Origin of the sequence: Streptomyces aurantiacus JA 4570 (assembly GCF_000414115.1) — a bacterium.
GTDB lineage: Bacteria > Actinomycetota > Actinomycetes > Streptomycetales > Streptomycetaceae > Streptomyces > Streptomyces aurantiacus_A.
This window is the reverse complement of record NZ_AOPZ01000142.1, coordinates 1-12,449: the sequence shown is the minus strand read 5'-3', so window position 1 is coordinate 12,449 and position 12,449 is coordinate 1. Positions and strand designations below refer to the sequence as shown.

Below are 12,449 nucleotides of genomic sequence, written 5' to 3'. Positions count from 1 at the left end.
TGTGTGAACAGACCGTAGTCGCCGACCCCGCGCACCCATAGCGTGTGCCCGTGCAACCGAGCCAGCCCACGCCTCCGTTCAACTTCCCCGCAGCGCGCCGCCTCCGTGAAGCACTGGGGATGGCGCCGGGCCACGTCGCGTACGGCATGCGGGCAAGCTACGGTCTCGCCCACATCACTCCGGACCACATCATGGCGTGGGAGCGCGGCCTCGCCTCGCCGACGTCCGCCGAACTGGCCGCGCTCGCCGCGACGTTGTGGTGCTCGCCGGGCGAGCTCATGGGCGCCGCGACGACACTGCGCGAGCACCGCCTGGCCCGCGGCCTCGCCCCGGAGGACGTGGCGCGCGGCGCGGGCGTCGAGATCCAGGCGTATCTGCGCATGGAGGAGACCAACGAGTGGCGCGGCAGCGACCGCCAGTCCGCGGCCCTGGCACGCACGCTCCGCCTGCCCCTGCCCGACTTCGTCACGGTGACGGGCCGCGCGGACGCCCTCGCCGAACTCCTTCGCAGCGCGGTGACGACCCGCTGGCAGGGCTACGTACGCCCGGTCAGCAAGCTGCTCGCCGTGGAGAAGCGGGACATCGAGGGCCCGCTGCGCAAGCTGCACGACGAATACCAGGCACGCGTGGTGCGCACCCTGAGCTGGGGCGGCGGGGCGGGCGCGGACGCGTCGGGGCACGCGGGCCGCGACTTCCTGGACCGGATCCTGGACCACTTCTGGCCCACGGTGCCAAATATCAGCCCGTCCGGCGTTTGAGGACGAGCCCGAAGGGCGACAACCACCCACCGACCGGCACGGTCGAACGCACAGTCGCCTTAGAAGACGGACTCCGCCTCGTCCATCCGGTCCTTCGGGACCGTCTTGAGCTCGGTGACCGCCTCCGCCAGCGGCACCATCACGACGTCCGTCCCGCGCAGCGCCGTCATGTTCCCGAAGTCCCCGCGGTGCACCGCCTCGACGGCGTGCCAGCCGAACCGGGTCGCGAGCACGCGGTCGTACGCGGTCGGCGTGCCGCCACGCTGGACGTGGCCGAGGATGACCGGCTTGGCCTCCTTGCCGAGGCGGCTCTCCAGCTCGAAGGCGAGGGCCGTGCCGATGCCCTGGAAGCGCTCGTGGCCGAACTGGTCGATGGCGCCCTTGCCGTAGTTCATGGTGCCGTCGGCGGGGTGCGCGCCCTCGGCGACACAGATGACGGCGAACTTCTTGCCGCGCGCGAACCGCTCCTCGACCAGCTTGACCAGGTCGGCCGGGTCGAAGGGCCGCTCGGGCAGGCAGATGCCGTGGGCGCCGCCGGCCATGCCGGACTCCAGGGCGATCCAGCCGGCGTGCCGGCCCATGACCTCGACGACCATGACGCGCTGGTGCGACTCGGCGGTGGTCTTCAGGCGGTCCATCGCCTCGGTGGCGACGCCGACGGCGGTGTCGAAGCCGAAGGTGCGGTCCGTGGACGAGATGTCGTTGTCGATGGTCTTCGGGACGCCGACGACCGGGACGCCCGCGTCCGACAGCATCTTCGCCGCCGTCAGGGTGCCCTCGCCGCCGATCGGGATGAGCGCGTCGAAGCCGCTCTTCTCGATCAGTTCCTTGGCGTTGTCGCAGGCCGCGCGGAAGCGGGCGCGCTCCAGGCGGGAGGAGCCGAGGATCGTTCCGCCGCGGGCCAGGATGCCGCTGACCGCGTTCAGGTCCAGGGTGCGGTAGCGGCCGTCCAGCAGGCCCGCGTACCCGTCCTCGAAGCCGATGACCTCGTCGCCGTAGTTCGTGACCGCTCGGTGCACGACCGACCGGATCACTGCGTTGAGGCCCGGGCAGTCGCCGCCCGCGGTGAGAATTCCGATACGCATCGCGCTGAGTCTCCTGCTCGCTGCTGTTCCTTGTGAGCCGATCCGATTGTTCCACGGCCCCGGAGGGGCCGCCGTCTTTCGTCCGGCCTGCGGCTTAGCCAGCCGCAGAGGTATTGTCAAGAGGGCACGGCCAACAATATCGGGTGTATTTCCGGCGCTGCCGGAGTGCCCTCCCCCGCCTCACCAGCGAAGACGTGAGACTGAGAAGAAACGGAGAGCACGCGTGACGCGCAGCGTGTACGTGACCGGGATCGACCGGGGCGACGGCCGGCAGGTCGTCGAGCTGGGAGTCATGGAGCTCCTGACCCGTCAGGTCGACCGCGTGGGCGTCTTCCGCCCGCTCGTCCACGACGGACCCGACCGCCTCTTCGACCTCCTTCGCGCCCGCTACCGGCTGGCGCAGGACCCCGCGTCCGTGTACGGCATGGACTACCACGAGGCGTCCGCGCTGCAGGCCGAGAAGGGCACCGACGAGCTGGTCTCCCAGCTCGTCGACCGTTTTCACGCCGTCGCGCGCGCGTACGACGTGGTCCTTGTCCTCGGCACCGACTTCGCCGCCACCCAGCTCCCGGACGAGCTGTCGCTGAACGCCCGCCTGGCGAACGAGTTCGGCGCCTCGGTCCTTCCCGTGGTCGGCGGCAAGAACCAGACCGCCGAGTCGGTGCGCGCCGAGACCCGCAACGCCTACCGCGCGTACGAGTCGCTCGGCTGCGACGTCCTCGCGATGGTCGCCAACCGCGTGGCCCCGGCCGACCGCGACGAGATCCACGAGCGCCTTCAGGCCCGCCTCCCTGTGCCCTGCTACGTCCTCCCGGACGAGGCCGCCCTGTCGGCGCCGACCGTCGCGCAGATCACCCACGCCCTCGGCGGCCGGGTGCTGCTCGGCGACGACTCGGGCCTGGCCCGCGACGCCCTCGACTTCGTCTTCGGCGGCGCCATGCTGCCGAACTTCCTGAACGCCCTGACCCCGGGCTGCATGGTCGTGACCCCCGGCGACCGCGCCGACCTGGTCGTGGGCGCCCTTGCCGCGCACAGCGCCGGCACGCCTCCCATCGCGGGCGTCCTGCTGACCCTGAACGAGCAGCCGGGCCCGGAGATCCTGCGCCTGGCCGACCGCCTCGCGCCCGGCACTCCCGTGGTCGCCGTGGCCGGGGGCTCCTTCCCGACGGCCCAGGAGCTCTTCGCCCTGGAGGGCAAGCTGAACGCGGCGACGCCCCGCAAGGCGGAGACCGCGCTCGGCCTCTTCGAGCGGTACACGGACACCGCCGACCTCCTCAAGCGCCTCTCGGTCTCCGGCAGCGACCGGCTCACGCCGATGATGTTCGAGCACAAGCTCCTGGAGCGGGCCCGCGCCGACCGCCGCCGCGTCGTGCTGCCCGAGGGCACCGAGGAGCGCGTGCTGCGCGCCGCCGAAGTGCTGCTGCGCCGCGGCGTGTGCGACCTGACGCTGCTCGGCCCGGTGGAGACCATCCGCAAGAAGGCCGCGGACCTCGGCATCGACCTCGCGGACGCCCAGCTCACCGACCCGGCGACGTCCGAGCTGCGCCAGGGCTTCGCCGAGGAGTACGCCCGCCTGCGCGCCCACAAGGGCGTGACGGTGGAGCTGGCGTACGACGTGGTGGCGGACGTGAACTACTTCGGCACGCTGATGGTGCAGGGCGGCCTGGCCGACGGCATGGTGTCGGGCTCGGTGCACTCCACGGCGGCGACGATCCGCCCGGCCTTCGAGATCATCAAGACCAAGCCGGACGCGTCGATCGTCTCCTCCGTCTTCTTCATGTGCCTGGCCGACAAGGTCCTCGTGTACGGCGACTGCGCGGTCAACCCGGACCCGAACGCCGAGCAGCTCGCGGACATCGCCGTCCAGTCGGCCGCCACGGCCGCGCAGTTCGGCGTCGAGCCGCGCATCGCGATGCTGTCGTACTCCACCGGTACGTCCGGCTCGGGCGCCGACGTCGACAAGGTCCGCGAGGCCACCGAGCTGGTGCGCGGCCAGCGCCCGGACCTGAAGATCGAGGGCCCGATCCAGTACGACGCCGCCGTCGAGCCGTCCGTCGCGGCCACCAAGCTGCCGGGCTCCGACGTCGCGGGCCAGGCCAGCGTGCTGATCTTCCCCGACCTGAACACCGGCAACAACACCTACAAGGCCGTGCAGCGCTCGGCCGGCGCGATCGCCGTCGGCCCGGTCCTGCAGGGCCTGCGCAAGCCCGTGAACGACCTGTCCCGCGGCGCGCTCGTCCAGGACATCGTGAACACCGTCGCCATCACGGCGATCCAGTCCCAGGCCCCGCACCAGAAGGCAACGTCCCAGTGAGCTCCTCCCGAATCCTCGTCCTCAACTCCGGCTCCTCGTCGGTGAAGTACCAGCTGCTCGACATGGCGGACAGCAGCCGCCTCGCGATGGGCCTCGTCGAGCGAATCGGCGAGGAGACCTCGCGGCTCAAGCACACCCCGCTGACGGGCGACGGCGCCGAGCGCGAGCGCACCGGCCCGATCGCCGACCACGAGGCCGCGCTGAAGGCCGTCGCCGAGGAGCTGGCCGCCGACGGGCTCGGCCTGGACTCCCCCGAGCTGGCCGCGATCGGCCACCGGGTCGTGCACGGCGGCCTGAAGTTCACCGAGCCCACGGTCATCGACGACGCGGTGCTCGCCGAGATCGAGCGCCTGGTGCCGGTGGCCCCGCTGCACAACCCCGCCAACATCACCGGCATCCGCACGGCCCGGGCGCTGCGCCCCGACCTGCCCCAGGTCGCCGTCTTCGACACCGCCTTCCACACCACGATGCCGGAGTCGGCCGCCCGCTACGCGATCGACGTGGCCACCGCCGACGAGCACCGCGTGCGCCGGTACGGCTTCCACGGCACCTCGCACGCGTACGTGTCGCGGGCGACCGCGAAGCTGCTCGGCAAGGCTCCCGAGGACGTGAACGTGATCGTCCTCCACCTCGGCAACGGGGCGTCCGCCTCCGCCGTGCGGGGCGGGAAGTGCGTGGACACTTCCATGGGTCTCACGCCTTTGGAGGGGCTCGTGATGGGTACGCGCTCAGGAGACCTGGACCCGGCCGTCATTTTCCATTTGGCACGCGTCGGCGGTCTGTCCATCGACGAGATCGACACTCTTCTCAACAAGAAGAGCGGTCTGATCGGTCTGTGCGGCGACAACGACATGCGGGAGATCCGGCGCCGGATCGACGAAGGCGACGAACAGGCACGACTGGCCTTCGACATCTATATCCACCGGCTGAAGAAGTACATCGGCGGTTACTACGCGGTACTCGGCCGGGTGGACGCCATCGCCTTCACGGCGGGCGTCGGCGAGAACGCGGCGCCGGTGCGGGAGGCCGCCGTCGCGGGCCTGGAGGAGCTGGGACTCGCGGTGGACGGGGACCTCAACGGCGTCCGCAGCGACGAGCCGCGGCTGATCTCGCCGGAGTACGCGCGGGTCAAGGTCGCCGTCGTGCCGACCGACGAAGAACTGGAAATCGCGACGCAGACTTATGCACTGGCAGCACTGGCCGGAAAGAACAGCTGAGCACCTGGTCGCCCATTTGTAGATTCCACCAGACGGAATATTCCGCAGCGAAACAAACCGATAGGATCGCCCCATGCGCCGTTCCAAAATCGTCTGCACACTGGGCCCCGCCGTCGACACCGAAGAGCAGCTCGTCTCGCTGATCGAGGCCGGCATGAACGTGGCCCGCTTCAACTTCAGCCACGGCACGCACGCCGAGCACCAGGGCCGGTACGACCGCGTCCGTGCCGCGGCCGAGCGGACGGGCCGCGCGATCGGTGTCCTCGCCGACCTGCAGGGCCCGAAGATCCGTCTGGAGACCTTCGCCGAGGGGCCCGTCGAGCTGGTGCGCGGTGACGAGTTCACCATCACCACCGAGGACGTGCCCGGCGACAAGTCGATCTGCGGCACCACCTACAAGGGCCTGCCCGGCGACGTGACCAAGGGCGACCCGGTCCTCATCAACGACGGCAACGTCGAGCTGAAGGTCACCGAGGTCGACGGTCCGCGCGTGAAGACGATCGTCATCGAGGGCGGCGTCATCTCGGACCACAAGGGCATCAACCTGCCCGGCGCGGCCGTGAACGTCCCCGCCCTGTCCGAGAAGGACATCGAGGACCTGCGCTTCGCCCTGAAGATGGGCTGCGACCTGGTGGCGCTGTCCTTCGTGCGGGACGCGGGCGACGTCAAGGACGTCCACAAGGTGATGGACGAGGAGGGCCGCCGGGTCCCCGTCATCGCCAAGGTGGAGAAGCCGCAGGCGGTGGCGAACATGGAGGCCGTCGTGGCGGCCTTCGACGGCGTGATGGTCGCCCGCGGCGACCTGGCCGTCGAGTATCCCCTCGAAAAGGTCCCGATGGTGCAGAAGCGCCTCGTGGAGATGTGCCGCCGCAACGCCAAGCCGGTGATCGTCGCGACCCAGATGATGGAGTCGATGATCACCAACTCCCGCCCCACGCGCGCCGAGGCGTCCGACGTCGCCAACGCGATCCTGGACGGCGCGGACGCGGTGATGCTGTCGGCCGAGTCCAGCGTCGGCGCGTACCCGATCGAGACCGTCAAGACGATGTCGAAGATCGTCGCCGCCGCCGAGGGCGAGCTGCTCTCCAAGGGCCTGCAGCCGCTGGTGCCCGGCAAGAAGCCGCGCACGCAGGGCGGTTCGGTGGCCCGCGCGGCCTGCGAGATCGCCGACTTCCTCGACGGCAAGGCGCTTGTCGCCTTCACCAAGTCCGGCGACACGGCCCGCCGCCTGTCCCGCTACCGCGCGGCGCAGCCGATCCTGGCCTTCACCACGGACGCCAGCACCCGCAACCAGCTCGCCCTGAGCTGGGGCGTCGAGACCTACGTCGTGCCGCACGTGGACAACACCGACGCCATGGTCGAACTGGTCGACGCCGAGGTGCTCAAGCTCCAGCGCTACAACGACGGCGACACCATGGTCATCACGGCCGGCTCGCCCCCCGGCATCCCCGGCACCACCAACATGGTCCGGGTCCACCACCTGGGCGGCGGCGACCGGGACTGATTCGGTACGACCGTTCCGTACGACGCTGAGGGCGCCCCCTGCGAAAGGGGGCGCCCTCAGCGCTCTGCGGCTCCCGGAACGGGCTTCGGGACCCCGTGCCGACCGCTCAGTCGGTGATCGACTGGTGCAGGCCGGGGACGGTGAGTTCGCCGCCGAACTGGCCCGCCTGCTGGACCTTCACGTTCGTGAAGTAGATCAGCGGCAGGTTGAGCGGCGGCGGGTGCTCCGGGTCGAAGGTGATCGGGATCAGGCCGAAGAGGTTGCCGGAGATCCGCTCCGTGTACATCGTCGTGTCGCCGTTGCGGATCGTGGACGTGGAGCCCTTGGCGGCCTGGACGTGGTACTTCTTGCCGCCCGGCCCTTCGACGATCTGGTGCAGGTCGCCGATGTCCGTGCCGCCGCTGATGATGTACTTCAGCGCCTGCTTGGTCTGGCCGTTGGGCATCTTCAGGTTCACGACGCCCTTGTAGTCCGCGCCCTTGAGGAGCAGCGAGCTCGCCTCCAGGTGCCACGGCTGGTTCGGGATCGGCGCGGGCGACTGCTCGTCGTCGCCGTCGACCTTCTTCTCCACCACGCACGGGAACGGCTTCTTGCCGTTCTCGTCCGGCGCCATGGGGTCCTCGGAGGCTTCCGGGTCGGCCTTGTCCTTGGCCTTCTCCGCCGCCTTCTCGGCCTTCTCGGCGGCTTCCTCGGCCTTCTCGACGGTGTCCTTGACGCCGTCCTCGGCGTTGTCCGCGGTGTCCTTCAGGCCGTCCTTCGCCTTGTCGAGGACCTCGCCGACGGGCTTGGTGGCGTTGTCGGAGTCCTTGGATTCCGTCGCGTCCTTGTCGGCGGACTCGGACGGCTTCGGGTCGGGCGACTCCTTCTCGGCCGCCTCCCGCTCCTCCTGCTCCTTGGGCGTGAGGAGGTCCTTCAGCGCGTCGCCGACACCCAGCGGGTCCAACGGGTTCTTGGTCTCGGAGGGGGCGGGGTCCGGCTCCGGGGCCTTCGCCTCGCCGCCGCCGTCGCCGTCCGCGTCGGCCTTGTCGCCGTCGTCGTCACCGGCGCGCGACGAGGTCGACCCGGACCTGTCGCCGTCGTCATCCTTGCCGGCCTTGCCGGCCTCGCCGTCCTTGCCGCCCTTGTCTTCGGCGCCCTCGGCCTTCTCCTTGACCTCGTCGGCCTTCTTGCGCGCGGCCTCGGCCTTCTCCTCGGCCTCCTTCGCGGCCTTGTCCTTGGCCTTCTGCTCCGCCTCCGCGGACTGCTCGTCCGGCGCCGTGACGCAAGGGCCGTCCCGGAAGGGGTTCTTGGGGACGCCCGGCTTCGCCTGCGCGAGCTGGGGGGTGAGGCCCATGCCCATGAGCACGGCGGTGGGCATGGCCGCGATGGCTATCGCCTTGCCCGCGGGCATCTGCAGCCGGGTCAGCAGCGGCTTCTTCGGGGCCGCGTGCCGCGGCCCCGTTCTCGCGCGGGACGTGGCCGCATCAGTTCCGCGGCGCGCCTCGTCAGCCGGCACGGTGCCTCCCGTTCGTCCCGTTCGTCGGGCTCGATCCTGACAAGTCATCGGTCGCACCGCCCGCCACCGGCGTGACCCCGTTCGCGGCCCCCGTGGCCGCGGGCTCCGGGGCCCCGTCGTCGAGGTCTCCGGCGTCCGGCGCCTTCTCGCGCCGCTTCGACCGCTTCTCGAGCCGCGTCGGCATCCAGGAGACACCGAGCGCACCGCCGACGAGGGCGAGCAGGAAGCCCATGACGAAGCCGCCGAAGTTGGACACCACCAGGGAGACCAGGGCGAGCAGAATCGCAGCCACGCCCGCGAACACGCGGGACATCGGCTGGAACCACATGGTCAGGCCGAGCACGACAAGCAGCACGCCGATGATCAGCGATCCGGCGCCGGCGGTGGTCGCCATCCGGATGGTCATCGTGCCGAGCGTGAGGTTCGCGTACGGGAAGTACATGATCGGGATGCCGCCGAGCAGAGTCAGCAGGCCACCCCAGAACGGGCGCTGACCGCGCCACCCCCGGAAACGAAGGCGCACCCGACCCAGCTTGTGACCAAGGCCCACTTGCGCTTCGGCGCTCATGTCGTACAGCTCCTCGGGTATGGCGTTTGGTTCTGTGTGTGCGGATTCGGGCACGGGGACGGCTGGTTGAGAATGGGTGGCGCCCCCGCGCCCGGCCGTTCAGCGCAACAAGTGCGGCTTAGGACAGCAATGGCCTCAAGTGCGGCCTCAACGACGGCCTCGGTGAAGACGAAGCGGATGAGATTGAGGTGACCGAGGACGCAACTGCCTCAGTAGCACTCGTGCTTGCCCTTCTTGACCGACATACCGAGGCCAGAGAGCTTGAAGGTGCCGGCGGTGGTCGCCCACGCGCGCTGCTTGACGTCGGTGAAGCGGACCTTGTCGGCCTGCTGCGCGAACGAGTCCGGGACGTACTTGTCGCCCTTGGCCGGACCCGGGCCCTTCGTCGTGCGGTCGACCGAGACACCGATGTCGACGTTGGTGAACGTCGCGTTGGCGCGCAGGTCGTCCGCGTCGATGTAGAGCTTCTTCGCCTCGACTCTCGGGCTGCCCTTGCCACCGGCCTTGAGCACCATCGAAATGTCGCCGAAGACCGGGACCGGAACGACCACGGACTGACACAGGTTGGTGATCTTCGCCGAATCCATGCCGACCACGGCGACCGGGTGGTTACCCGACTTGCCGCTGTCCATAGCCCCGTACTGGACGAATCCCGTACCGTCGAGCTGCTTTGCGGTCACCTTGAACTGCTGACCCGACACACTGAACGATGCCGCGAGCGCACCCTGCGAGAGGGCCACGCCTATCGCGGCAGTCGCCGCGACGCTCGGCACCATGACCACGGCGAACCGCTTCCATCTGGTTCCGCCACGAGCCACGGACTCCATGACTTTCCTCCTTCTCGGACGTACATCTCCGGCCCTCGCTGGTCCCTCTCGGGCGGCTCAGCCGGGCGGGGATGGGAGAAGTGCTACGTCCTCGGTAAGGAGAGCGCCTGTGCCAACAGACGCGCTGTGCGCCTCGATCACCGGCGATCACCCCCGAGCGACAACCACTGGTCGCGCCTGACGCATCACGCACAACCTTGCTGGACAGGCCCTGCCGGGAGTGGCAGAGACCCCCCTGTCCCAGACCGGCGACGGCGCCGTCGGCCTGCCCGGTGGGGACCCAGAAATCCCGTCTCCCGAATGGCTGTCGGGCTGCGGGCAATGGACCGAGCGTGGCCGATCGTGGTGCATTCTCGGCGCCCGCACAAGGGGGTTCGTTACTCGCTGGTAACGGCCGGATAACCGACCCGGCACCGCCCGGCATCGACCAACGACGGACGGTGTTGTCAACAGATGGACAAGAACGGTTGATTGAGGAACAGAGTCGGACAGATCGACGCTCTGGGCTTACTCCAAGTAACAGTGGCCGTGTTTACCAAGATTTGGTAAAGCACGGCCACTGTGGCGCTGCCTCGACAGACTTTTCACTTGAGCCCCACGACTCCGGACGCTTAACGACTGGTCAGCGAACGGCGCGGGGCAAATCCGGCAGAACGCCGGGCCGGGGCGACGCGCCCCGACGGCACGTCAGAAGAGCACCCGCGCCAGCGCCGTGCGCGCCGAGGTCACCCGCGGGTCGTCACCGCCGACCACCTCGAAGAGTTCGAGAAGCCGCACGCGGGCGGCGTCCCGGTCGTCGCCCGCGGTGCGCTTGACCGTGTCGATGAGGCGGGCGAAGGCGTCCTCGACATGGCCGCCGACGAGGTCGAGATCGGCGGCGGCGATCTGCGCCCGGGCGTCGCCGGGCTTCTCGGCGGCGTCCTTGCGTACGGCGGCGGGGTCCAGGTTCTGCACCCGCTGGAGCAGTTCGGCCTGGGCGAGGCCGAGCTTGGCCTCGGTGTTGCCGGGGTCGTCGCTCAGCACGTTCTTGTACGCCTGGACGGCGCCGCCCAAGTCGCCCGCGTCCAGGGCCTGGACGGCCGCTTCGAGCAGGGCGTCGTACGGACCGGCCGGGACGGTGGGCTCGGCGGCCGGCGCGCCGGCCTCGGCGTCCGCGTCGACGGCCAGACCCGTGAGGCCGAAGCGCTCCTCGCCGACCTGGATGAGCTGGTCCAGGGTCTGGCGGATCTGGGCCTCGGGGGCCGCGCCCTGGAAGAGCGGCAGGGCCTGCCCGGCCACCACCGCGAAGACCGCCGGGATGCCCTGCACCCCGAACTGCTGCATCAGCATCTGGTTCGCGTCGACGTCGATCTTCGCGAGCACGAAGCGGCCGTTGTACTCGCGGGTCAGGCGCTCCAGGAGCGGGCTGAGCTGCTTGCACGGCTCGCACCACTCGGCCCAGAAGTCGATGACGACGGGCACTTCGGTGGAGCGCTGCAGGACATCACGCTCGAAGCCCGCCTCGTCGACGTCGATGACGAGACTCGCGGGAGAGACCGCGGCCCCGGGACCCCCGCCGCCCTGCCTGGCCGCTTCGGCGCGCGCCTGCTCCGCCTTCGCCTTGGCCTCCTGCGCCGCCTTCACCGCGGCAAGGTCGACGACTCCGCTCATGGACATGTTCCGTGGCTGCATGAGTACATCCTCCCCCAAGCCGCGCGGGAACCGTGCCCGCCTGCGGGCACCCGCCGGATCGCGGTGCCGCCGGACGAACCCGGCCCCCTCGTTCCTCCAGGTCCCGAGGAGGATCCTGCGTCGCACGGGGTCCCCACCCCGCGCCGTGGTTGCCGCCCCTGGGGCGGTGTCTGGCTCGTACGCTTGTACGCAGCTTTCGCTACGGCTCGTAGCGTAACTGGCGGACGCGGGGCGCGGCAGCGGGCGTCGCGTGATCTGCCTCACTCGCTGCTGGCCAGGGCGCCCATACTGGCCGGTATGGTCGCGGGATGCAGAGCCGCAACACACCGCCGACGCGCGCCGGAGGACGACCGCGCAGCGCAGAGGCGGACACCGCCATTCTCGAAGCGACCAGGCAGGCCCTGGTCGACCTCGGCTGGACGAAGCTGACCATGGGCGACGTGGCCACCCGGGCGGGGGTGGCCAAGACCACCCTCTACCGGCGCTGGGCGGGCAAGAGCGAGCTGGTGGTGGACGCCGTGGCCGAGCTCTTCGACGAGCTCGAACTGCCGGACAGCGGCAGCCTGGCCGCGGACATCGAGGGCGTGGTGCTGCAGTTCGCCGCGCTGCTCGGGCGGCCCGAGACGAAGACCGCGCTGATGGCGGTGGTCGCCGAGTCCACGACGGACGAGCCGCTGCGCGAACGCGTCCGCGCGTCCATCGTCGACCGCCAGAAGCGGCTCGTCCTCACCGGCCGGGCCCGCGCCCAGGCCCGCGGCGAACTCCCCGTCGAGCCCGACGCGGCCACCGCCGCGGTCACCGCGGACCTCATCTTCGACGTGATCGCCGGTGCGGTGGTGCATCGCGCTCTGGTCAGCGCGGAACCGGTGGACAGGGAGTGGGCCCGCCGGTTCACGCTGCTGATTCTGGGGGGTCTCGCGGCAGCGGCGGCTTCTGGCCCCGGGGCCTGAGGGGGTTTCCCCGGTGACCGTGGGTGTTCTCGCGCCGCGAACGGGGTTTTTTTCTCCCAC

General features: G+C 70.2%; 10 protein-coding genes. 5 read left to right on the top strand and 5 right to left on the bottom strand.

Annotated features, from left to right (window positions below; all coding sequences use genetic code 11):
- The first annotated feature begins 119 nt into the window (after nucleotides 1-119).
- Entirely contained in the window at nucleotides 120-758 is a 639-nt protein-coding gene (locus tag STRAU_RS15780) for a helix-turn-helix domain-containing protein (protein WP_016641330.1), read from the top strand.
- 59 nt (nucleotides 759-817) lie between these two features.
- Here the strand turns inward: STRAU_RS15780 and STRAU_RS15775 are convergent, their stop codons facing one another.
- Nucleotides 818-1,843, bottom strand: coding sequence for an ATP-dependent 6-phosphofructokinase (locus tag STRAU_RS15775; protein WP_016641329.1), 1,026 nt, complete (start codon nucleotides 1,841-1,843; stop codon nucleotides 818-820).
- Nucleotides 1,844-2,066: 223 nt separating this feature from the next.
- On the opposite strand from STRAU_RS15775, the gene pta reads away from it, so the two are divergent.
- From pta to pyk, 3 genes are all read left to right on the top strand, one after another.
- Nucleotides 2,067-4,157: a phosphate acetyltransferase gene (gene pta, locus STRAU_RS15770; protein WP_016641328.1), complete on the top strand. Its 2,091-nt coding sequence runs from the start codon at nucleotides 2,067-2,069 to the stop codon at nucleotides 4,155-4,157.
- Nucleotides 4,154-5,374 (top strand): acetate kinase, encoded by a 1,221-nt coding sequence (locus tag STRAU_RS15765; protein WP_016641327.1) that lies wholly within the window; start codon nucleotides 4,154-4,156, stop codon nucleotides 5,372-5,374. The genes pta and STRAU_RS15765 overlap by 4 nt, the downstream gene beginning before the upstream one ends.
- A gap of 73 nt (nucleotides 5,375-5,447) precedes the next feature.
- On the top strand, nucleotides 5,448-6,878 hold the full coding sequence (gene pyk / locus STRAU_RS15760; RefSeq protein ID WP_016641326.1) for a pyruvate kinase: 1,431 nt from the start codon (nucleotides 5,448-5,450) through the stop codon (nucleotides 6,876-6,878).
- 106 nt (nucleotides 6,879-6,984) lie between these two features.
- On the opposite strand, the gene STRAU_RS15755 is transcribed toward pyk, so the two are convergent.
- The 4 genes from STRAU_RS15755 to STRAU_RS15740 form a co-directional block, all read right to left on the bottom strand.
- A complete protein-coding gene (locus tag STRAU_RS15755; RefSeq protein ID WP_037659751.1) occupies nucleotides 6,985-8,373 on the bottom strand; it encodes a hypothetical protein in 1,389 nt (462 codons plus the stop codon).
- Nucleotides 8,363-8,941 carry a DUF6114 domain-containing protein gene (locus tag STRAU_RS15750; RefSeq protein WP_037659750.1) on the bottom strand — a complete coding sequence of 193 codons (579 nt, stop codon included), beginning with the start codon at nucleotides 8,939-8,941 and terminating at the stop codon, nucleotides 8,363-8,365. Before STRAU_RS15750 ends, STRAU_RS15755 begins: the two co-directional genes overlap by 11 nt.
- A gap of 209 nt (nucleotides 8,942-9,150) precedes the next feature.
- The gene (locus STRAU_RS15745; protein ID WP_016641323.1) at nucleotides 9,151-9,768 is read right to left on the bottom strand and encodes a DUF6230 family protein; all 618 of its coding nucleotides are present in this window, start codon (nucleotides 9,766-9,768) and stop codon (nucleotides 9,151-9,153) included.
- Nucleotides 9,769-10,455: 687 nt separating this feature from the next.
- Nucleotides 10,456-11,439, bottom strand: coding sequence for a tetratricopeptide repeat protein (locus STRAU_RS15740; protein ID WP_037659747.1), 984 nt, complete (start codon nucleotides 11,437-11,439; stop codon nucleotides 10,456-10,458).
- 308 nt (nucleotides 11,440-11,747) lie between these two features.
- On the opposite strand from STRAU_RS15740, the gene STRAU_RS15735 reads away from it, so the two are divergent.
- A complete protein-coding gene (locus STRAU_RS15735; protein WP_016641321.1) occupies nucleotides 11,748-12,389 on the top strand; it encodes a TetR/AcrR family transcriptional regulator in 642 nt (213 codons plus the stop codon).
- Nucleotides 12,390-12,449: the final 60 nt, after the last annotated feature.

Bases quoted from the DNA above. Each gene is read 5' to 3' on its own strand.
- STRAU_RS15745 (WP_016641323.1), bottom strand. From the start codon at position 9,768: ATGGAGTCCGTGGCTCGTGGCGGAACCAGATGGAAGCGGTTCGCCGTG.
- STRAU_RS15775 (WP_016641329.1), bottom strand. From the start codon at position 1,843: ATGCGTATCGGAATTCTCACCGCGGGCGGCGACTGCCCGGGCCTCAAC.
- STRAU_RS15740 (WP_037659747.1), bottom strand. From the start codon at position 11,439: ATGCAGCCACGGAACATGTCCATGAGCGGAGTCGTCGACCTTGCCGCG.
- STRAU_RS15735 (WP_016641321.1), top strand. From the start codon at position 11,748: ATGCAGAGCCGCAACACACCGCCGACGCGCGCCGGAGGACGACCGCGC.
- pyk (WP_016641326.1), top strand. From the start codon at position 5,448: ATGCGCCGTTCCAAAATCGTCTGCACACTGGGCCCCGCCGTCGACACC.
- STRAU_RS15780 (WP_016641330.1), top strand. From the start codon at position 120: ATGGCGCCGGGCCACGTCGCGTACGGCATGCGGGCAAGCTACGGTCTC.
- STRAU_RS15750 (WP_037659750.1), bottom strand. From the start codon at position 8,941: ATGAGCGCCGAAGCGCAAGTGGGCCTTGGTCACAAGCTGGGTCGGGTG.